The sequence below is a fragment of the Granulimonas faecalis genome (assembly GCF_022834715.1).
In the GTDB taxonomy this organism is placed as follows: Bacteria; Actinomycetota; Coriobacteriia; order Coriobacteriales; family Atopobiaceae; genus Granulimonas; species Granulimonas faecalis.
In genome coordinates this window covers 1,772,918-1,795,023 of the sequence record NZ_BQKC01000001.1, presented here as the reverse complement: position 1 = coordinate 1,795,023, position 22,106 = coordinate 1,772,918, and the positions used below count along the sequence as shown (strand labels likewise).

The following is a 22,106-nucleotide window of genomic DNA, read 5'->3' as shown; positions in this document are numbered from 1 at the left end:
CTGTGGATGACTTCTTGCCTTGTGGTTGTCGCAATTGCGTCCTGCGTGAACGTGGGCATGGCCTTTGTGGTGCAGGCGCTCGTGTCCCTGGTCACTTCGGGTGAGCTTGCGGCTCACCCCGAGGCGGCTTGGGTTGCCGTGGCCTATCTCGTGCCGTGGGCGCTGACCGAGTACGCCTGGGTGGCGTTCACCTATCATCTGGTGGGCCGCTACCAGGCCGATATACGACTCAACGTTATGGACCAGATAAAGGGCATCAAGGTTCCCCGGTTGAGCCGCTTCTATCACAATCCCGATGCCTTTCGGTCTGGAATCGTCAACGATGCCGGCTTGATTGGTGCAGATTATTTTTACTACACATTTAGGATAACCTATGATGTGGTGACGTTTGTGGCCACGATCATTGCGACGGGCCTTATCGACCCCTCGTTCATACCCTTTGTGCTGGGCCTTTCCTTGGTCTCGGCCATCCTTCCCAAGTTTGCCCAGAAGCGCCTCTCTGAGGCCCAACGCCGTACCTCTGACAGGGTTGCGGTGCTCATCGCGGAGGCCTCCCGCATCACCGACGGTATGGAGTCCCTTGTCTCTTGTCGTTGCGCTGAGCGCGCGTGGCAGGCGCTGGTCGATGCCAACGAAGGGGTGAGGCGGGCCTTCGTGCATCGCCTGATGGTGAGGACAGAGGTTTATACCTTGTCCGTTGCTTCGGGAAAGCTCGTGACCTACGGCATCTGGGCCCTGGGGGCCTTGGCCGTGGCCCAGGGGTCCATGGACCTGGCCAAGCTCGTGGCCCTGGCCCAGCTCATGACCGTGCTGCAAGACCCGATTCAGGAGATATCCCCCATCTACTCGGACGTTATCTCCAATCGGGCGCTCGTGAAGAAGATCAAGGACCTGTCCCAGGAGGAAGAACTGGACGACGGGGAAGACGCTGCGGCCGCAGGTCTCGCCGCCCCCGCCCCCGCCGACGGCCTGGCCTGCGAGGGCCTCACGGTCGCGGCCGAGGGCGGCGGCGAGGTGCTCTCCGGGGCCCGCCTGGCCGTGCCCGCCGGCGCCCGGGTGCTCGTGGAGGGCCCCTCGGGGGCGGGAAAGACCACCCTTCTGCGGGCCCTGGCCGGCACCGCGGCGGCCTCGGGCGCCGTGTGGCTGGGCGGGGAGCCCCTGGGGCCGGCCGAGGACCGGGCCGGCCGGGTGTGCCTGGTGACCCAGGCCGCCTTCCGGGCCGCCCCCGACCTGGCCGGCTGCATGGACCCCGGCGGCTCCGGCGACGCCCTGGCCGCCGCCCGGGAGGCGGCCTCCGCCTGGCCCGGGGTGCTCGGCCCCCTGGCCGCCCGCCTGGCCGAGGACCCGCGCGCCCCGGCGTCATCGCTGTCGGGAGGGGAGGCCAGGCGCCTGCACCTCCTGCGCGGCCTCCTGGCCACCCCCGAGGCCCTGCTGCTCGACGAGGCCTGCGCCGGGCTCGACCCGGCCTCGGCCGCCGCGGCCCTCTCCGAGGCCAACGCCTCGGCCGCGCCCGTGGTGCTGTCGGTGGTCCACGACCTGCCGGCCGACCCGGCCTCGCTGGGCTTCACGCACCGCGTGCGGGTGGAAGGGGGCCGCGTGGGGCCCCTGGAGCCGCTGTAGCGCGGGCGGCCGCGCCCCGCCTCCGGCCGTGGCTCCCGGCCCTGCTCCCCCGCGTCCCCTTCTGCGCCTGAAAGCGGTCGAGGGCGCCCTCGACCGCTTTCAGGCGCGGGGGGCGGGGGAGCAGGCGCAGAAGAGAAGAGGAGAGGAGAGTCCGATGCGGCTGTTTCTCACGGTCCTGTTGGTGCAGCTCAAAGCTGTTTACGCTCACCCCGAGAAGTGCCAAAAAGCATCCGTTCCAGGACGCGCTGCAGCTTTGCTTCTGTCCGGAGTCGCCTGCGTCCTCGTCCTGTGTTTCATGGGCTATTGCGGCTTCAGCCTTCAAGCCGCAGGTGCCGGAATCGCGCTGCCCGTGCTCTCGGCGCTTCTCGCCTTGGCGTGTGGGGCGGTGGCCTCGTTTCCCGCGGCCGCAGACGCGCTGTTTGCCGCCGAGGACTACCGCTTTTCCATGAGCTTGCCCATCTCTGAGTGGGTCCACGTGGTGACGCGCCTTGTTCCTCTGTATCTCGCGGGCGCGTTCTTTGCGGCTTGGCTGGTTGTGCCTCTCTGGGGAGGGGCCGCGTCATGCGATGCGGTCCTGCTTTCCCCCGTGCATATGGCCGCCGTTGTTGCCTGCTCCCTGCTGGTGCCCGCCTTGGCCTTGGGCGCGTTTTCCCTGCTGGGGGCAGGCATCACCGTGGCGACGGCACGGCTTGCTGCGGGCGGGCCCTCTCTGTTGCCACGAATATCGCCGTTGCGGCCCTCGTGTCGGCGATTTTGCTCGTCCCGATCTTCCTGCTGGGTTCCAGCGGCCCCGAGGCGGCTTTGACTACGGCTAACGATCTCGCGGGCGCCGTGGGCCTTTGGTTTGCCCCTACGGCGGCGCTCGTAGATGCGTGGGTTCACGAAAGCTGGGGTGCCCTCGCCCTTTTCTGTGCGGAGTGCGTCGCCGTTCCCGCTGCTTGCATCGCAATCGTTGCTCGGCAGTATCGCGCGGTCAACACGGCCGTGGCGGCGGGCCCGGCTCGGCCCAAGAGCGCGCCGCCTGCTTGCCCCAGACCCCAGCGTTCCCCGCTTGTGGCACTTGCCGCAAAGGAGCTGCGTCAAGCCTTCAGCTCTCCTGTAACCATTGTCGACCAGCTCTTTGCCGCAGTATGCATGGTGGCCCTTTCGGGTGCGTTCGCTTTTCTTGCTCCCGGACTTGCGGCGGAAGGGGGTCCTGATGCGGTCAAGCCCGAGGTTGCGCACTTCATTGAGCTTGCCGTTGTGCTTATCGTCTCCTGCTTTGCCTCCGTCTCGCCCGCAAGCGCTGCGGCCGTCTCTTTGGAGGGGCACCGTGCCTGGATCATGCTCACGCTTCCGGTTCTCACAGGGGCGATCTTGCTGTCAAAGCTGCTCCCGTGGTGCGTCATGTGCGCGACGGTCTCCCTGACCTGTGTGGTCCTTATGGCCGTAGGGGGTGCGCCGTGCCAGGTGGTTGGCCTGTGCGTTTTTCTCCCCTGCGCCTCGTTCTGGTTCACGGCCAATCTGGGTCTGTACCTCGACGTGTCGAATCCGCGCTATGAATGGGCGAGTCCAGGGGCCGTTGCCAGCCGCGGTCGGCCGGCGGTGGTCTGCGGCCTTGTGACGGCGATTCTTACCGTTGCGGCCCTGGCGACCGACTTTGTTCTCGCCCTTGCTTGCGACTGGGGCCTCGGGCGGCTCAGCGCCCTTTTCGCTGCCTGCGCCTGTTTGCTGGCGATTGGCGGCTGTGTCCTTTTCCGCGCGACGCCGATGCAAAAGGCGCGGTAGGGGCGATTGCGGCTGATCGGCTCTTGCTTGTCCGTCGTTCGGCCCTCGTTCGGCCCTCGCTCGTTCATCGCTTGGCCCACTCTCTCCGCCTCTTTCCCTCCCTCTCCGCGCTCCTCTTCTGCGCCTCCCCTCCGCGCCTGAAAGCGGATAGGGACGCCCTCAACCGCTTTCAGGCGGAGAAGTAGTGGCGGGAGGATGGGGCGGAGAAGGGGAGGCGAGGGGAGGGGCTGTCGAGAAGGTCGCCGGCGGCGCCGGGGCGGCGACGCTGGCGCGAAGGCCTGCGAATGCGCGAATAGAGTGGCGCAAAGGCCGATCGATGCGCAATTTGGGGCCTTTTTCGTGCATCGGATGCCTTTCGTGCCAAAAAGGTCGCGCATCGGTGCCCTTTTGTGCCAAGGCCTCCCTTCGTCGCGCGCTCGGGGCCTCTCGTGCCAGCCTCCCGCCATCGCTCGTCTCCCGCCAGCGTCCAGCCCCTGCCTTTCTCCGCGCCTGAAAGCGGATAGGGACGCCCTCAATCGTTTTCAGGCGGAGGGAGGGGAGCGGCACAGAAAGAGGCCGGGCGCAGAAGAAGCGGCGGAGAAGGGCCCGCGGAGAAGGGGCCTGCGCAGAAGGGACCCGCACGGAGGGGAGGTCAGCGTCCCGTCGCGCCCGGCCGCGACCCACGCCCAGCGCCGGCACCGCCGCTGCGACCCGCGTCCAGCGCCGCCCCTGCCCCGCAGCCCACCCCCTCCGCAACAGCGCCGCAGTCCCGCGCCCGTACCCCCCCGCGCCCCCAGCGCCCGGAACTCATGATTCGTTGCCGGAAAATCCTGCAAATCATGAATCAACAATGTCACTTTTTACAAAGGCGGATGGTACATCATTTTGCTGATAGCAGCCAATGGGGCGCCACCTCACAAAAGGATGTGCACATGGGACTCGGTGTATCGGTGTATCCGGAGCGCGTTGACGTAGACGCCATCGTCCAGTACCTCGGCCGAGCGGGGACCCTCGGGTACTCGCGGGTGTTCAGCTGCCTGCTGTCTGCCGAGGGGGGCCGCGCCCACGTGGTCGAGCGCTTTTCCCCGGTGGCCCGGGCCGCGCACGAGGCGTCCATGGCGCTCACTCTCGACGTCTCGCCTGTGGTCTTTGAGCGCCTCGGCATCAGTCCGGACGACCTCTCGTTCTTTTGCGACCTGGGGGCAAACGCCATCCGCCTCGACGAGGCCTTCACACCGCGTGAGGTGGCGGCTCTCACCCACAACCCCTACGGCCTGGCGGTGGAGCTCAACGCCTCCACGGCCGACGGGACCGTAGCCGCCGTCTGCGCCTGCGAGCCGGACCGCTCCCGCCTGAGCGCGTGCCACAACTTCTACCCTCAGCGATACACCGGGCTCAGTGCCTCGTTCATGGAGCAGGAGAGCCGCGCCGCCAAGGAGCTCGGCCTCGGGGTGGCCGCGTTCGTCTCGTCCGGACAGCCTGACGCCTGCGGCCCGTGGCCCCTCAAAGAGGGTCTTCCCACTGTGGAGGCCCATCGCAACGCCCCCATCGACCTGCAGGCGCGCCACCTGTTTGCCACGGGCGTGGTGGACGACGTGCTGGTGTCCAACTGCTTTGCCTCAGATGACGAGCTTCGCTCCTTGGCAGCGCTGGACCCTGCCACCGTCGCGCTCGGGGTCGTCCCGGCCAAAGGGGCCGAGGCCCCGCTTTTCAATGCGCTCCTGGGGTCTTCGCTGCGGGTCCGCGGCGACTCCTCTCCCTATATGCTGCGCGACTCCGACCAGAGGGCCCGCCTGGCGCCTCTGGGCATCGCCCCGCACAACACGTGGGGCCTTGTGCCGGGCGACGTGGCCGTGGTCAACGACCGCGGCGGCCGCTACGCCGGTGAGCTGCAGGTTGTCCTCAAGGCCATGGACAACGACGGCACCAAGAACGTCGTGGCCAACGTCGTTGAGGAGGAGCGCTTCTTGCTGGGATACCTCGGGCCGTGGTCCGGGTTCTCGTTGCTCGCGTAAGAGACGATTGGAGAGTTAGATGGTCAAAGTAATGCTCGTCTGCAACATGGGCATGTCCACGAGCATGCTCGTCAAGAAGATGCAGGAGTCCGCCGATCGCCGCGGCATCGATGCCAGGATCTGGGCCGTCCCCGAAGCCAAGGCGGCCGTCGAGGGGGCGGATGCCGACGTCGTGCTCCTCGGGCCTCAGATCCGCTATCTCGAGGACCGCATCGCCGCCCAGGTGACGCCCGTCCCCGTGAGCGTTGTGGACGTCATGCAGTACGGCCGCATGGACGGCGACGCCGTCTTGGACTCGGCCCTCGATCACATCGCCTAACCGCTCCTCACGGCACGGCCCGGGAGACGGAAGAAGACAGAAAGGAAGTGTTTCATGAGCAGTCCTATGGACGGATTCATGCAGTGGATGGAGACGAAGTTTGTCCCCGTGGCCAGCAAGGTCGGCAACCAGCGCCACCTTGCCGCCGTGCGCGACGCCTTCATCTCCATCCTCCCCATCACCATGGTGGGCTCCATCGCCACGCTCCTCAACGTGTTCGTGGTTGACCTGCCCACCATGTGGCTGGGCGAGGAGAACGTCGTCACCACGTCGCTCGCGCAGGTGGTCAACGTTGACGGCCTTGTGAGCCATGGCTCCATGGCCATCTTTGCCCTGTGTTTTGCCTTTGCCTTTGGCTATCGCCTGTCCCGCGCCTACGACGTGGACGGCCTGGCCGGCGGCGTGATCGCCCTCGCCTCGGTAGTGGCCACCATGAACTTCGCCCCCGAGTTTGCCTATGTGCTTCCCAACGTCACTCCCGACGCGATGGGCGCGCTCTCCTCGGCGGGTCTTGCCGTGGCAGAGGTCGATGGCGCGGTGACTCTTCAGGTGACGGGCGCAAACCTCATCTCCACAGCGCTCACCGGCGCCACCGGGCTCTTCTCGGCCCTCATCTTCGGCATCATCTCCACCATGGTCTATGTGAAGCTGACGCTCAAGGACGTCACCATCAAGCTGCCCGAGGGCGTGCCGCCCGCGGTCTCCAAGGCGTTCGCCGCCATCATCCCCGGCGTTGTGGCCGTCTACGTCTGCGCTATTCTCGCCCAGCTCTGCGTGGCCCTCACCGGGCAGTACCCCAACGACCTCATCGTGGAGTTCATCCAGAAGCCCCTTCTGGGCATCTCCCAGAGCGCCCCGGCCATCGTGCTCACAAGCTTCTTGATCCAGCTCCTCTGGTTCTTTGGCATCCACGGCTCCCAGGTCATGGCCCCTGTGCTCGAGGGCCTGTACACGCCGGCGCTCTTGGAGAACATGCAGGTCTGGAACGCCACCCACGACATCGCCCAGCTGCCCTACCTGTGGACCAAAGCCTCGTTCGAGTGTTTCTCCATGTTCTCGGGCGCCGGCATCACCCTGGGCCTCATCATCGCCATCATGATCTTCTCCAAGCGTCGCGAGTGCCGTGTGGTGGCCGAGATGTCGGCGCCCATGGGCGTCTTCAACATCAACGAGCCGGTCATCTTTGGCATGCCCATCGTCTTGAATCCCCTCTACCTCATCCCCTGGCTGCTGGTTCCGGTGGTCGCCACGGTCGTGGCCATGGCCTTCACCTTCACCGGGCTCATCCCGCCGGTGTTCATCCAGGTGCCGTGGATCATGCCCGTGGGCATTGGCGCGTTTCTCGCCACGGGAGGCAATGTGCTCGCAGGACTCGTTGCCCTGCTCAACCTCCTGATCTCCTTTGTCATCTGGACGCCGTTCGTGAAGCTCGCCAACCGCATGGACGCGCCCGAGAAGCAATAGCCGCACGGTTTTTGGCCTCCACGCTCGAGATGGCGTGGAGGCTTTTCTTTGTTCTGCTCAAAGCTGCGAAAAGGAGCCTCCATGGATGCGTTGAGTTCTGCGACCAAGTGGGCCCTGGCCCTGCTCTCCATGGGTTGTGCCGCCTTCACCTACGGGTATGCCACGGGAAACATCAACGTGGGATGGGGTGTGCTGCTGATTGCGGCCGCTGGTATCGTCGCTGTGGCCCATTGGGCGGCTGGGAGGCGTCATGCGCGTTGAGAGATGGATGGATGTGGCCCCCGAGACGGCGTTTGCCTGCCTTGAGGAGGCCGTTCTCGCCGATATGGCCCAAGGAGGGCTGCCGGAGGGGCGCAGGCCGTGCGCCGGCACGACCTGGCAGCGCCCCATGGTCACCAAGATGGGCCAGACCGTCACGGCCACGGTCTCTGTCGAGGAGTACGAGGACGGGCATGCCTACGCCTCGTCGGTACAGGCTGGAGACGGGACCTACCTCGTCCGCTACGGCTTGGAGGCCAACGGGGAGGGTGTCATCGTCTCCTACGAGGAGACGTTTGACGGCAGCGGCTTTTGGTGCGGCCTCAACGGAAGGCTCGTGGGCCTTGTGACCGCCCCGTGGCGCCGTGCCAAAATGACGCGCCACCTATGCGCCCTCGAGCGGCTCGCATCTATGCGCAGTGATTCCGGGTCTTGAGGGACTATTTCTCCATTGATTCTTATAGGAAACTGAATAAATGGTAAATCGCTGTTCGCTATTATAAATATACTAAACCATAATGAAAAACAGCCAACTTTGTTGGCAAATACAATCATAGCTATTTACCTGCAATTATTCGTGAAAACAGCTATCTTGTTCCCTTGCCTGTAAAGATGGAAATCTACAGTTAACGATTGGGCTAGGAGTTAAGAGAACAATCTCTATTGTGGTCGAGAAACCATTCACCAACTACGCGTGCGGACCCGAAAAACCGCACGGGGGGGGGTCGTTCAATGGACCACAAGAACGTCTCGGCCGGGCCTCCGGTCAACAAGCGGGGAGTAAAGGTAGAGCGGGTTCCGCGCTACGGGCTCCGTAAGCTCTCGGTGGGCCTGGTCTCCTGCATGCTGGGCGGCACCATGATGCTGGTGTCGCCCGTGGCGGCAGTTGCGGCTGAGTCCCAGCCGGCCATCGCCACCCGTTCCATCGACCCGAACTTGCCGTTCGCCGCCAAGGGCGTCGAGGAGAACCCGAGCCTTCGCTACGCCGGCCTCGAGTATAAGAGCGTGGACGACAAGGGCAACATCGTGCTCAACGAGGCCAAGTGGGCCAAGCTCGCCACGGGCTGGGGCCACGACGACTCTATCCAGCTCTCCGGCCAGTATCTGCTCTACTTCGACAACCCTGACTTCTACAACGAGGTCGCCAGCATCTCCGCTGCGGGTAAGCCGATGAACAAGGTCACCAACGTGGACGGCAAGGAGGTGCAGCCTGGAAAGCTTTGGTCCATCGGCATTGCCAATCCCAACCCGTTCGATTACGCCAAGATCGGCATTGTCACCAACCACGACATCGTCATCACGCTGAAGGACGGCCAGACCTTGGACAGCCTCGGCCTCGCCGACACGCCGGTCAACTTTGGCTCCGTCTGGCTCACCGACGAGGGTCTTATCGATCCCAACGGCTCTTCCAACGGCTTCATCTTGAAGAACAACGATAAGATTTTGCCGGACGACCAGTACTACAGCGGTCTTGGCCGTAACTTCTGCAACGGCGAGATGATCCAGAACATCATATTCGATCAGAAGACGCGCACCATCCGCTCCGTTCACACCTTCAAGCCCGACCAGAACTTCCTCCAATCCAACTACTCGTGGCTGCTCTACGTCAAGGAGCGCGTCCCGGCCGAGCTGCTCAAGTACATCAAGGTCAACGACGTGAAGCTGGGCGTTTCTGACAAGCTCGGCAACTACACCGGCGACAACGAGTGGATCGACCTCAACGTCGACGACTCCGGCCTCGTGGACTCCTCGCGCACGCCGGCCGTCTCCATCGCCGACATCGACACCTCGTCCAATGGCGATAAGAATGCCGCTAAGGAGCGCTTCAAGGAGGCCAGGACAAACCTCGACAACAAGGTCTTTTGGGGCACCCTTGGCCAGTCGCGCAACTACACCATCTCCTACACGCTCAAGGACGACATTGACTCGGCCCAGTTCGTGCGCGACCTTGCCGAGTACGTGAAGAAGAACGGCTCGCAGCTCAACGTTGACTCTTGGCTTGAGGCCGACTTCCCCGACTCCTTCATCGGTGGCGGCATGCTCGTGGGTGGCAACGACAACGGCGATCCCACCAAGATGATCAAGGGCTCCTACGCCAACGCCTTCATCGACCTTACCGACTCAGACGGCGACGGCATCCCCGACTTCTCCGAGAACAACATGGGGACCAACCCCGCCCTCTATGACACTGATGGCGACGGCCGCTCTGATGGTGACGAGCTCACCCTCGACCAGACCGGCCCTGTGGACCCCAAGAGCTTCAAGGTGGGTGTGGGCCCGTTGATTCCCCCCGCCGACTACGACCCTGCTGCCACAAAGCCCGGCGAGACCACGCTCTACCTCAATGGCGGGGACAGGAACTCCTCCGTTGCCGGCTCCCATGCTGTCTTTCTGACCAAGGAGCCTTCGGCCGCCTGCGATTCGAGCACGGGCGTTGTGGACCCCAACTCTGTTCAGCAGGTGTCCAATTCTGACACCAAGCTCATCTTGGCCCTGCGCCCCTACGATGCGGCCACCAAGAAGTTCGATGCCACCGCTACCGGCGACAGCTTGGGCGTTCCCGACAAGGAGTACAACTCCGACGCCATCAATGCTGGCATTGACCACGCCGATCTTCTCGGTAAGATCCCGGCCGAGCTTGTCATTCCCGATACCCATAAGCTTGCCCCTGGCGACTATCAGCTTGTGGTGTACCGCAGCGCCGACGATCCCAACCCGGTTCCCGGCGAGGTCATTCACGTGGTTGCCGACGCTCCTACTGCCCTGGACGCCACGGTGACCGCCCCCGGCCCCCAGACCGAGGGCCAGGCCGTCCCGGCCGGCACCAAGGTCGTGGAGCCCAACAAGCCCGGCTCCACCATCAGGGGCGACGTCGTTGCCGGCATGGCCGTCAACCCCCAGGGCGAGCTCACCGGCACGCCCACCATCGACGACTGGAAGGACGGCGAGACCGAGCGCGTGGTCAAGCTCCCCGTCACCGTCACCAACGGCTCCGAGACCAAGCGGGTCGAGGTCCCCGTCACGGTCAAGCGCCCCCAGGCCGCCCTGGACGCCACGGTGACCGCCCCCGGCCCCCAGACCGAGGGCCAGGCCGTCCCGGCCGGCACCAAGGTCGTGGAGCCCAACAAGCCCGGCTCCACCATCAGGGGCGACGTCGTTGCCGGCATGGCCGTCAACCCCCAGGGCGAGCTCACCGGCACGCCCACCATCGACGACTGGAAGGACGGCGAGACCGAGCGCGTGGTCAAGCTCCCCGTCACCGTCACCAACGGCTCCGAGACCAAGCAGGTCGAGGTCCCCGTCACGGTCAAGCGCCCCCAGGCCGCCCTGGACGCCACGGTGACCGCCCCCGGCCCCCAGCTGGAAGGTGAGGCCATCACCCCGGTCAAGGCCGTGGAGCCCAACCGTCCTGGTTCTGTGATTACCTCCACCCAGACCAACGGCATTCTCGTGGACGGCCAGGGTCAGGTTGTGGGCACCCCGTCCATCACCGACTGGGGCGCCACCGAGGAGGAGCGCACCGTCCAGGTCCCCGTCAGGGTGACCAACGGCGGTGAGACCAAGGACGTCGTGGTGAACGTCACCGTCCAGCGCGACACCGACGGCGACGGCATCCCCGACGTCACCGACCCCGACGACGACAACGACGGTTTCACTGACGAGGACGAGAAGAAGGCCGGGACCGACCCCAAGGACCCCAACTCCAAGCCTCAGGCGCCCGCCGCCCTCGACGTTGCCGTGAAGAACCCGACGCCCCAGCTTGAGGGCAAGGGCATCACCCCTGTCACGGTGGTGACTCCCAACAAGGAGGGCTCCACCATCAAGGGCACCATTGCCTTCGGCATGGCCGTCAACCCCCAGGGGAAGCTCACCGGCACGCCCACCATCGACGACTGGGGCAAGGACGAGGAGCAGCGCGAGGTGGAGCTCCCCGTCAAGGTGACCAACGGCACCGAGTCTAAGGACGTCGTGGTCAAGGTCACCGTCCTGCGCGACACCGACGGCGACGGCATCCCCGACGTCACCGACCCCGACGACGACAACGATGGCGTGACGGACGAGGACGAGAAGAAGGAGGGGACCGACCCCAAGGACCCCAACTCCAAGCCTGCGGCTCTCGATGTCGAGGTCAAGAAGCCTTCTCCCGTGATCGAGGACCAGGATCTCAAGCCTGAGAAGGTGGTGACGCCCAACAAGAAGGACGCCGAGATCCTCTTCAACACCGACGCCGGCTGCTCCGTTGACAGTGAGGGCAACACCAAGGGTCACGCCATCGTGAACGATTGGGGCAAGACCGAGGAGCAGCGCGAGGTCACGGTTCCCGGCGTGGTCAAGTACGGCTCCGAGAAGAAGTCCGCTGACGTGGTCTTTACCGTCCTGCGCGACACCGACAATGACGGCATCCCCGACGTCACCGACCCGGATGACGACAACGATGGTGTGAGCGACGAGGACGAGATCAAGCATGGCACCGACCCCAAGGACCCCAGCTCCAAGCCGGTGGACTTCACCCTCGGCAACGGTGACCAAACCATCAAGGATGGCGACCCGATCAAGGATATGCCTGTCACCAAGGGCGACAAGGACAAGATCGACCTCAAGGGTCCCGACGGCCTCACCTACGACGAGGACAAGGGCGTTATCACCGGCACGCCCACCATCGACGACTGGGGCAAGGACGAGGAGGAGCGCACCCTCACCGGCACGGTGACCGTGACCTACCCGGACGGCTCCACCGAGGACAAGGAGTTCACGATCACCGTCCAGCGCGACACCGACGGCGACGGCACCCCCGACGTCACCGACCCCGACGACGACAACGACGGCTTCACCGACGATCAGGAGAACCAGGCGGGAACCGACCCCAAGGATCCCAACTCAAAGCCTGAGAACGCGAAGCCCGAGGCGCCGTCCCAGGGCAACAGTTCCAACGGGAACGGCGACAACGGTGGTACGAACGGTGCTCCTTCCAAGACCGTGTTCTCTGCGGGTGGCTTCCTTCCCAAGCTTGGTGATGCCGGCGCCATCGCGGGCATCCTCGGAAGCGCGGGAGCCGCTGTGGCCGGTGCCGTGGCACTGGTCTTCAGGCGCCGCAACCACAACGACGGGGAGTAAGAGTTAGGTCTTCCTTGAGGCGGTTGTGGATATGAGCTAGCGAAGCGGGAGGCATTTCTCTGAAATGCCTCCCGCTTTTTCATAAAAAGTACGAATTCATGCATAGGAATTCAGGTTTGAACTCCTACTCGAGTGGTAGGTAGCAATTGTGAACTATTCCGGCACTCTGCCGCGGCTGTAAGTTGCTTCGAGGAAAAAGGAGAGGTCGCTGTGGACCAAACAATCTCTTCATTTATGGAATACATCTACCGTCGCGACGGAGCCTCCATGACGGCTGTTATGGAGTATATGGATGTATGCGAGCGTACGGTGCGCACCTATGTGAAGGCAGCCAATGCGGAGTTTGCGGGCATTGCCAAGGTGAGTAAGCGTCGCGGTGGGGACTACCAGGTGAGCTGTTCCAACCCCGCCGCTTTTGAGCGGAGGTTGGAACAGGCGAAGCGCGGCGAGCCCGGCGTGTACCAAGACTCGGAGAGCCGCCTGCTCTATGCGCTGGCCAAGCTCATGGGCGACGGCCGGTGGGTCAAGTCAAAAGACATCCGCTCGGAGCTGTTCGTCTCAAGTTCGACGATAACGGCCCTGCTCAAGGACGTGGCGGCTGTCTGCTCGGAATTTGGGCTTCGCTTGGCGAGGAACTCCGCGAAAGGCTCTCGTATCGAGGGGCCGGAGTTCAGCAAGCGGCTCTGTCTGGAGAGCGCCGCCGTGGCCTCCCGCTGCGGCCTCGAACGCTACCTCAACATCGTGGGCCTCGACTCCAGGCCCTTGAACGCCTGCGCCGACGCATTCTTTCGCGTGGTGGGCATCGCCGCCTCCGAAGTGGCGCGCAGGGACTTCATCCTGAGCCTCTCCCTCGTGATCCTTCGCTCGGGCCTCGAGCCTTCCCTGGAGCTTCCCAAAGAACTCGGCCGCTTTCTCACGCTTCCTCGCTTCACGACGATGAGCTCCGCGCTGCGCTCCACCATCAGGAGCGTGCTCAGCCACACCGTCGACCTCAACGAGTGCGCCTTCGTAGTTATGCACCTGGCCTTTTGGTGCGACCTCGACGAGCCCATGGGAGGTACCACCGACGTTTTGGCCACCCAGCTCATAGAGAGCCTGGACAGAACCTTCAGGTGCGACCTCTCAAGCGACGAGGGGCTTCACGAGGTGGCGGCAAACCACCTGCGCCTCCTCTTCTTGCGCATGCTGTACAAGACCCCTGCCCGGCTCGAGCCGATCAAGGGGGTGCGCGAGTTCCTCCCTTTCTCCTACGTCCTTGCAAACGAGACCTGCCGGATCATCGAGTCGCGTTCCGGCCGGGAGATCCCCGATGGCGAGTGCGGGAGCATCGCCTTTATTTTTGCCCGGGCCCTGGCCCGGCGGTCCCATAGCACCGGGCCGACCCCGGTGGGGCTCGTCTCCTCTCTGGGGGAGGCGTCCCGCGACTTTTTGGCCGACAGGATCGCTTCGGAGCTTGGCAGCGAGGTGACCTGCTTCTCGGGATGGGCTGACGGCCGCCTCAAGAACTGCGACCTTTCCCGCCTCTCCTACATCCTTTCCACCGAGGAGCGCAATCCCTCGATGCCGGTACCCGTCATCAGGGTGGGCCATTACATGAGCGACGACGACCTTTTGTGCGTGCGTCGGGCAAAGCGCTCCATTGCCAGCTACGGCATGCTGGCCAAGGTCTTTCCCAAGCAGCGTTTCGACGGCGCGTGCAAAGCCACCAACGCCCACGGCGCCCTGTGCGACCTTCTCGCCCTTTTGGACCTGGTGGACAGGGACCCCGCGCTCTGCATGAGCCTGCTCGATACCCAGGGCGAGGAGCGGATGTACTACGGCAACGGCGTGGCGTGCGTCTATGCGCCCCGCGCGACCGTCCATCAGACCTCGCTGGCCTGCGTCCTGCTCCCAGAGCCTGTCTCATGGGGGGCACATCAGGTGAACGCCGTCTTTGCCCTGGTGCTCTCGAGGAGCGCGCCGGCCAGGGAGGCCGCAATGCTGCTGGGCTCGGTGTGCCGTCTGGCAGACCGGCGCGACGCCGTCTCCGTGCTCAAGGAGGCTCGCGACCACGATGCGCGCCTGCAGGCGCTGTCCGGGCTGGACAGCACTCGCCTTGTGGTGGAGGCCGACTCCCCACAGAAGGCCCGCGGCCAGGAGCGGCGCTTTGGGGGCACCGGTTTCCCTCAGTGGGCGGCCCGTTGAGGTCTTGCTTTCTTTTGCTGAATTGGCTGGCAACCAAAAGTTTTGGCAGGGGTGCCTGAATCGGCCATGTCCCTTCACAACAAGAACGCCTAAACGCCATGTCACGCCCTCCCTGTCCTGCGCAGAGAGGGCGCCTTTTGTCTGACTCTGATCAATAGCCTTAGTTTGCCGAATAAGGCGGCAGTTCATTGCTTGGTTCAACGGGCAATTCGGGGCGGCAGGGGGCCATCATAGGCTGCGCGCGCAGTCACGGTCGGCATTGCGCGCAGACCCCCGTCGGTCGTGTTCGGGCCCATTCCTTGCTTCACCTGCTGTGTCGTTTCCATTGTCTTCTTCTCGAGCGCGACCGGCGGGGCCTCGTGAAAAGGAGCCAGAGATGTCAACACCAAGCGCGACACTTGCCAGCTGCACTGCCCAACGAGAGCTCTGCGACGGCATTCTCAACGCCTATATGGAGACGACTTCCGGGCGTTACGCATCCGGCACCGTTCGGTCAAAGTGCACGGCGGTGAGGCGCTTCCTCACGTGGTGCCGAACGGAGCACGTCGATCCGCTCGTTGCCACGCCCGAGGACGCCGACCGTTTCGTTGGCATGCTCGACCGATCGATGTCCAAGCTCACAATTCGCGAGTACCGCTGCAACGTGAGGGTCTTCCTGCGGTGGCTGCAGCTCCAGATGGCGATTCACCTCATTGAGACTGGGGGGGACGAGGACCCGAGCGCCATGTTTGTCTAGGGTTTCGCCGCAGGCAGTGCAGGCACGTTCATGGGATGGTCTATGTCGAGTTTCCTTTTGTATGTTCTCAAGCGTGTGGCCGGCTACGCGGTCATGATCGTTGTGGCCACGTCGCTCACGTATTTTTTGGCCTCGGCCTTTCTCAACCCGAGGTCAAACTATGAGTCCAAAACGCCGCGCCCCCCCCAGGAGTCCATCGAGCGCTCCCTTGACGAGGCCAACCTCAACGACAAGACGCCCGTGGTGGAGCGCTATCTTCGCTGGGCCGAAGGGGTGGTCACGCGGGGCGACTTGGGCATCACCCCCACCGGCGACTCCGTGGGCCGGATCATCTCGGTGCGCATGGTCGTCTCCGCCCAGCTGCTCATAGCCTCCACGGTGCTCTCGGTGCTTATCGGCGTGGCCCTGGGCGTCTATACGGCGCAGCGCCAGTACGCTTGGCAGGACCGCGTGACGGGCGCCTTTGCCTCGGTGCTCATGGTGATTCCCACCGTCGTCTTCGCCATCTTGGTGGTCTTTGTGGCCATTGAGATAAACCAGCTGGTGGGCGCCCGCATCTTCTTTGTCACCGACATGTCGTCCTACGACGGGGGCAACCCGTTGCTGTGGCTCGTGGACCTCGTGCAGCACATCTTCTTGCCCACGCTGGTCCTCACGGTGCTCGGCGCCGTGGGCTACCACCTGGGGCAGCGCACCTACCTGCTCGACGAGATGCACGCCGACTACGTCCGCACGGCCCGGGCCAAGGGTCTCACCCGCCGTCAGGCGGTGAGGCGCCATGCCCTACGCGCCTCCTTGATTCCCACGGCCGTCTCGGTGGCCTTCTCCATCGCCTCGGTGTTCACGGGTGCCGTGATGACCGAGAAGGTCTTTGGCATCCATGGCATGGGCGAGTACTTCATCAACGCCGTCAACGGCAACGACATCAACGGCGTGGTGGCCGTAGCGGCGTTCGGAGGCGTCTGCACGCTCGTGGGCGCCTTGCTCGCAGACCTGTTCGCCGCCGCGCTCGACCCGCGCATCAAGATGAGCTGAGGGGAGTCCCATGGATATCGACGAGAAGGACGGCACGAAAACCCCGCCGTCGGAGCCTCGCCATGTCACCAACGCAGAGCTCGAGCTCATGGCCGACGCCCGCGGGGGCACCGGCCAGGTGCGCCACATAGGCTATGCGTCGCTCGTGCTGCGGCGCTTCTTTCGCCAGCCTTCGGCCGTTGCGGGCCTTGTGATCTTCTTCTTGCTGGTACTCTTGGCCGTTGTGGGCCCCTTTTTGAGCCCCTACGACTACACGGAGCCCGATTTTGCGGCCCTGTCGCTTCCGCCCTTTACCGATGGCCACCTCTTTGGCACCGACGGCGGCGGCCTCGACCTGTTTGCCTGCGTGGTGCACGGCCTGGGCCGCTCCCTCACCATCGGCGTGGTCTACACGGTTCTCACTACGGTGATCGCCGCCGTGGTGGGCACGTCCATCGCCTATTCCCGCGGCATGGCCGAAAAGGTGGGCATGTGGATCCTCGACATGCTGCTCATCATCCCGAGCTTTCTGCTCGTGGCCATGATCGTGCGCGCGGCCGGAGCCAACACCGGCTGGATTATGCTCATCGTGGGCCTCACCGCCTTTGGGTGGATCGGCTACGCCCGTACGCTGCGCACCATGGCCCTCTCCCTGCGCGAGCGCGACTACGTGCGGGCCGCGCGCTACATGGGCGTGCCGCCGCTGCTCGTCATCGTGCGCCATCTCATCCCAAACCTCGGCTCCATCCTGGTGCTCGACACGGTGCTCGGGGTCATCGGCGGCATCAACTCCGAGACCGCCTTCTCATTCCTCGGCCTGGGCATCCAGGCACCCGACACCTCGCTGGGCTACCTGCTGAGCCAGGGCTCCTCCACCATGCTCACCACCCCGTGGGCGATCCTCATCCCCTCCCTCGTCTTGATCGTGCTGTGCGTCTCCATGCAGCTGGTGGGCGACGGCCTGCGCGACGCCATCGACCCCTACTCCAGGGCCGCCGGCACCGTGGCCGAGGAGGAGTCCGAACAAATCGAGCTCGAGCACGAGCTTCAGAGCTGAGGGGCGGCAGGCATGAGCAACAACACGCAGAAGGGCGCCGTGGCCCCCGTGATGCAGGTGCGCGGCCTCAAGGTCTCTTTCGCCACCGAGGCCGGCCGTGTGGACGCCGTACGTGGCGTGGACCTCGACATTTACCGCGGGCGCACGCTCGCCATCGTGGGCGAGTCGGGTTCGGGCAAGTCGGTGTGCGCCCTCTCCCTCATAGGGCTGCTCGACGACAACGCCAGGGTCTCCGGCTCGGTGACGCTCGACGGAGAGGAGCTGGTGGGCAAGAGCGACGAGGGGCTATCGGCCTATCGCGGCAAGCGCATCGCCATGGTCTTTCAAGACCCGCTCTCTGCCCTCACGCCCATGCTCACCATCGGCGACCAGGTGGCCGAGGCGCTGCTCGTGCACAACCCGTCCATGGACGCCGCCTCGGTCCGCGCCCGCTCGGTGGAGCTCTTGGGCATGGTGGGCATCCCCGAGCCCGAGAAGCGGCTCGACTCCTACCCCCACGAGTTCTCCGGCGGCATGCGGCAACGCGTGGTCATCGCCATGGCTATGGCCAACGACCCCGACATCATCATCGCCGACGAGCCCACCACGGCCCTCGACGTGACCATCCAGGCCCAGATCCTGGACGTGCTCGCCATGGCCCAGGAAAAGACCGGCGCCGCCGTGGTGCTCATCACCCACGATTTGGCCGTGGTGGCCGGCACTGCAGACGACGTCTGCGTGATGTACGCCGGGCGCATCGTGGAGCGCACCGACGTGGACACGCTCTTTTCCCATCCGGTGCAGCCCTACACCATGGGCCTTCTGGGCGCGGTGCCCAAGCCCCACGAGGCGGCCAACCACCGGCTCGTCCCCATCAAGGGCGCGCCCCCGTCTTTGGCGGCCATCCCCTCGGGCTGCCCCTTCTCGCCGCGCTGCCCCATGGCAACGGAGCGCTGCCACGAGGTGGAGCCGGCCTTGGAGGCCGTTCCCGACGCGCGGCCCCATCTGGCCGCCTGCGACGAGCTGGAGCGGGTGGTGAGCGAGGGCCTCACCTTTGAGGACGTGTACCCCGAGCTTGATCCGCTGCCCGCCAAATGGGCCGACATGCCCCGCGACGAGCGCCCCGTCACCTTGGCCGTGCACGACCTCGTGAAGACCTACCAGGCCCAGGGCAAGGGGCTGCTCCGGCGGGGGAGCGACACCGTGCGCGCCGTGGACCATGTCTCCTTCAAGATCCACGAGGGCGAGACCCTGGCCTTGGTGGGGGAGTCGGGCTCGGGCAAGTCGACCACCCTCATGCAGATCATGGACCTTGTGGCCCCCGAGCATGGTTCCATCGAGGTGCTCGGCCATGACATCTCCGCGCTCAAGGGGCGCCGCGAGCGCCTTGCCGTGCGCCGCGACCTGCAGATCATCTTCCAGGATCCCATGAGCTCCCTCGACCCGCGCATGCCCATCTACAGCGTGCTCGCGGAGCCGCTGAAGGCCCAGGGGTGGAGCTCCCACGACATCAACCGGCGCATCGGTGAGCTCATGGGCCTTGTGGGTATCAACCCCGACTACGTGGACCGTTTCCCCACCCAGTTCTCGGGCGGCCAGCGCCAGCGCATCGCCATCGCCCGCGCCTTGGCCACGAGCCCCAAGGTGCTGCTCCTCGACGAGCCCATCGCCTCTCTGGACGTCTCCATCCAAGCGGGCATCATCAACCTCTTGGAAGACCTCCAGGCCCAGCTCAAGCTCTCGTACCTCTTTGTGGCCCACGACCTGGCGGTGATCCGCCATATCTCCGACACCGTGGCCGTGATGCACAACGGGCGCATCGTCGAGCAGGGCGACACCGACGAGGTGTTCGACCATCCCAAAGACCCCTATACCAAGGCCCTCATTTCGGCCATTCCCATTCCCGACCCCGCCGTGGAGCGTACCCGCGAGCGCCTGGTGCTCGTTGGAAACCGCCTCGTTCCCGCGAGGCGCCCCGGGCGCGGCCAGGACGGCGGGGCCTGACAGACGTGGCATCTCGGGGTTGCGTGGCAGCCCCGTTGACAGCAAAGGAGAAGCCTATGGACACCAACAACATATCGCGCAGGGCCTTTGTGGCCCTGGCCGGGTCGGCAGGGGCTGCGGCTGCCGGTGCAGGCCTCGTGGGCTGCAACGCGGCCGGCGGCGGCAACGGCTCGGGCAACAGCGAGTCCTCGGCGGGCGTGCCCGCCACCACCCCCGCGGACAAGCTGCCCCTGCCCGAGAAGGGCAAGGTCTACATCAACGAGCAGCCCCGCGACAACATCAAGGACGGCGGCACGCTCACCTTGGCCATCTCCGAGATCGGCCCCGACTGGAACAAGGCCAGCGTGAACGGCAACACCGCCTATATGAGCACCCTGTGGAACAAGATGGCCCCACTTCTATGGCTCTGGTCCCCCGATGGCTCGGAGATCAAGCCCAACCCCGACTATGTGGAGTCGTGCGACGTCTCCGAGGAGTCGGGCAAGGAGGTCGTCACCATCAAGGTGAACCCCAAGGCGGTCTTTAACGACGGCACCCCCATGGACGTGGAGGCCTTCAAGACCGCGTGGATGACGGGCAACGGCAAGGACGAGCGCTTCACGCCCGCCTCCACCGACGGCGTGGAGCTCATCGAGAGCGTGGAGAAGGGCGCCGGCGACCACGAGGTGGTGATCACCTTCTCCACTCCCGCCTACCCGCCCCAGGCATTCATCGACGTCATGCACCCTGCCAACCAGGATCCCGAGGTGTATACCAAGGGGTGGGTCAACAACCCCCACAACGAGTGGCAGGCAGGCCCCTTCGTGGTGGACTCCTTTGACGATGCCCATGTGACCTTCAAGCCCAACCCCCAGTGGTGGGGCGACTCTCCCAAGCTCGACGAGGTCACCTACAAGCAGATGGACGCCCAGGCGGCCATCAACGCCTTCAAGAACGGGGAGACGGATGCCGCTGCCGCTGCTTATCTGGAGCAGTTGCAGAACTACAGCACCATGGAGGACGCCGAGATTCGCCGTGCCTTCGCTGACTCTTTGGCCTGCTACGAGCTGAACACTACCCGCGGCGCCCTGCAGGACATCGTCGTGCGCAAGGCCTTCTGCCAGTGCTTCGACCCCAAGATCGACCTCTCCATCTCCTACAAGGGCGTGAGCTGGGATGAGGACAGGCTCGGCTCCATCGTCATGTACCCGTGGCAGGCCGGCTACGAGAACAACCTGCCCGACGACGTCAAGAAGCTCGACGGCGCCTCTTCCGAGGACCGTGCCAAGGCCGCGCGCAAGACCCTCGAGGACGCCGGCTACGCCTTGGACGGCGACTACTACGCCAAGGACGGTGTGCAGGCGGCCTTCTCCTTGGACTCCTTTGGCGACTCCGCCACGGGCAAGAGCCTGGATGCCGCCGTGCAGAAGATGGCCAAGGATGCCGGCATCAAGATCGACATCAAGACCCACCCGGCCTCTGATTTCTCCAAGGTGGTGAACAGCGGCGACTTTGACATGATCGGCATCCGCTGGGGCGGCTCTCCCACGGGCTACGATTTTGGCTACCAGCTGTACGGCTCCGACTCACCGTCCAACTTCACCCATGCTGGCAGCCCCGAGGCGGACAAGCTGTTCAACCAGGTCCTCGGCGAGTCCGACAACAAGAAGCAGGTCGAGCTGTGCAACGAGGCCGAGAAGAAGGCCCTCGAGCTCTACGCCATCGTCCCCAACCAGAACGGCCCGGATGGCGTGGTGGTGAAGAAGGGGCTCGCCAACTACGGCCCTTGCCTGCTCCAAACGCTGCTGCCGCAGAACATCGGCTGGCAGAAGGAGAACTGACCGGCTCGCGCGGGGCGCCCGGCAGCTGGGCGCCCCGCGCGGGGGCTTTGCTTGAGAGGAGTTCCTTCGTGAGCCTCATAGACACTATCTGGGAGCTGATTCATCCCGATGAGCCGGAGCCGACCGGGGTCAAGTTTCCCTATCTGGACTCCTGCGACAGGATTTGGAAGGAGTACGTGCCCGAGAGGGGCCGCTCCAGCGCCCTGCAGGGCGAGCTTCTGCGCCAGGTGGAGCTCTTGCGCACCGAGGCCCGGGAAAACGGCAACCTCAACTGGGACGAGAGCTACACCGCGTCGTGCGACTTTATCGCGGAGCACTTGGTGGAGCAGAAAGGGCTGCCTCTTTCCATGCGAAACGACGTTTCCGGGGCCGTCAAGACCATCATGCGCTGCGGCTTCTACGCGGAGCGCTGCTTTACCGGGGAGGTTCCGCAGGAGGAGGTTGACGTTGCGCGGGCGTCGTGCGCCAGCGACGAGCCTTTCGACGTGATTTGCAACGCCATCGGAAAGCTCGACGAGTGGGCGGGAGACTCCATCGCCTACGAGGCCTGAGGGCTCGCGGGTCGTGCGGTTGTGCAGGGGAGGCGGCTGCGGCTGCCTCCCCTTTTGCATGCGGCGGCGGGCGACGGGCCGGCTGCGGGCGATAGGCCGGCTGCGGGCCTCTCCCCACCTGCGGTCCCAGCGTGACCCCTCTCTGCGCCTGAAAGCGATTGAGGGCGCCCTCAATCGCTTTCAGGCGGAAAGGGGCGGGCGGGAGAGGCGCGGTGTGGCGCGAA

At 64.9% G+C, this 22,106-nt stretch carries 16 protein-coding genes; all 16 read left to right on the top strand.

Annotated features, from left to right (window positions below):
- Positions 1-21: 21 nt before the first annotated feature.
- The 16 genes from OR600_RS08065 to OR600_RS07990 all read left to right on the top strand — a co-directional run bounded on the left by OR600_RS08065 (position 22) and on the right by OR600_RS07990 (position 21,882).
- Positions 22-1,620 carry an ABC transporter ATP-binding protein/permease gene (locus tag OR600_RS08065; protein WP_168354043.1) on the top strand — a complete coding sequence of 533 codons (1,599 nt, stop codon included), beginning with the start codon at positions 22-24 and terminating at the stop codon, positions 1,618-1,620.
- Positions 1,621-1,774: 154 nt separating this feature from the next.
- Positions 1,775-2,425 carry a hypothetical protein gene (locus tag OR600_RS08060; RefSeq protein ID WP_265590973.1) on the top strand — a complete coding sequence of 217 codons (651 nt, stop codon included), beginning with the start codon at positions 1,775-1,777 and terminating at the stop codon, positions 2,423-2,425.
- Between the two features lie 248 nt (positions 2,426-2,673).
- Positions 2,674-3,387 (top strand): hypothetical protein, encoded by a 714-nt coding sequence (locus OR600_RS08055; RefSeq protein WP_265590972.1) that lies wholly within the window; start codon positions 2,674-2,676, stop codon positions 3,385-3,387.
- 911 nt (positions 3,388-4,298) lie between these two features.
- Positions 4,299-5,381, top strand: a complete 1,083-nt coding sequence (locus OR600_RS08050; protein ID WP_265590971.1) for a DUF871 domain-containing protein — start codon at positions 4,299-4,301, stop codon at positions 5,379-5,381.
- A 19-nt stretch (positions 5,382-5,400) separates the two neighbouring features.
- On the top strand, positions 5,401-5,700 hold the full coding sequence (locus tag OR600_RS08045) for a PTS sugar transporter subunit IIB (RefSeq protein ID WP_135978228.1): 300 nt from the start codon (positions 5,401-5,403) through the stop codon (positions 5,698-5,700).
- Positions 5,701-5,754: 54 nt separating this feature from the next.
- Positions 5,755-7,164 carry a PTS sugar transporter subunit IIC gene (locus tag OR600_RS08040; RefSeq protein WP_204407120.1) on the top strand — a complete coding sequence of 470 codons (1,410 nt, stop codon included), beginning with the start codon at positions 5,755-5,757 and terminating at the stop codon, positions 7,162-7,164.
- Positions 7,165-7,245: 81 nt separating this feature from the next.
- Positions 7,246-7,425, top strand: a complete 180-nt coding sequence (locus OR600_RS08035; protein ID WP_135978229.1) for a hypothetical protein — start codon at positions 7,246-7,248, stop codon at positions 7,423-7,425.
- Positions 7,415-7,858: a DUF3284 domain-containing protein gene (locus tag OR600_RS08030; RefSeq protein WP_135978230.1), complete on the top strand. Its 444-nt coding sequence runs from the start codon at positions 7,415-7,417 to the stop codon at positions 7,856-7,858. Before OR600_RS08035 ends, OR600_RS08030 begins: the two co-directional genes overlap by 11 nt.
- A 296-nt stretch (positions 7,859-8,154) precedes the next feature.
- Complete coding sequence (locus OR600_RS08025; RefSeq protein ID WP_265590970.1) at positions 8,155-12,537, top strand: YSIRK-type signal peptide-containing protein; 4,383 nt, start codon at positions 8,155-8,157, stop codon at positions 12,535-12,537.
- A 210-nt stretch (positions 12,538-12,747) separates the two neighbouring features.
- Positions 12,748-14,721, top strand: coding sequence for a PTS sugar transporter subunit IIA (locus OR600_RS08020; RefSeq protein ID WP_265590969.1), 1,974 nt, complete (start codon positions 12,748-12,750; stop codon positions 14,719-14,721).
- Positions 14,722-15,097: 376 nt separating this feature from the next.
- Positions 15,098-15,457, top strand: coding sequence for a phage integrase N-terminal SAM-like domain-containing protein (locus tag OR600_RS08015; RefSeq protein ID WP_204407096.1), 360 nt, complete (start codon positions 15,098-15,100; stop codon positions 15,455-15,457).
- A gap of 42 nt (positions 15,458-15,499) precedes the next feature.
- Positions 15,500-16,492: an ABC transporter permease gene (locus OR600_RS08010; protein ID WP_265590968.1), complete on the top strand. Its 993-nt coding sequence runs from the start codon at positions 15,500-15,502 to the stop codon at positions 16,490-16,492.
- A 10-nt stretch (positions 16,493-16,502) separates the two neighbouring features.
- Complete coding sequence (locus tag OR600_RS08005) at positions 16,503-17,528, top strand: ABC transporter permease (protein WP_135978235.1); 1,026 nt, start codon at positions 16,503-16,505, stop codon at positions 17,526-17,528.
- A 12-nt stretch (positions 17,529-17,540) separates the two neighbouring features.
- Positions 17,541-19,511 (top strand): dipeptide ABC transporter ATP-binding protein, encoded by a 1,971-nt coding sequence (locus OR600_RS08000; protein WP_135978236.1) that lies wholly within the window; start codon positions 17,541-17,543, stop codon positions 19,509-19,511.
- Between the two features lie 56 nt (positions 19,512-19,567).
- Positions 19,568-21,331: an ABC transporter family substrate-binding protein gene (locus OR600_RS07995; protein ID WP_265590967.1), complete on the top strand. Its 1,764-nt coding sequence runs from the start codon at positions 19,568-19,570 to the stop codon at positions 21,329-21,331.
- Positions 21,332-21,399: 68 nt separating this feature from the next.
- Complete coding sequence (locus OR600_RS07990) at positions 21,400-21,882, top strand: hypothetical protein (protein WP_135978238.1); 483 nt, start codon at positions 21,400-21,402, stop codon at positions 21,880-21,882.
- The last annotated feature ends 224 nt before the right edge of the window (positions 21,883-22,106 follow it).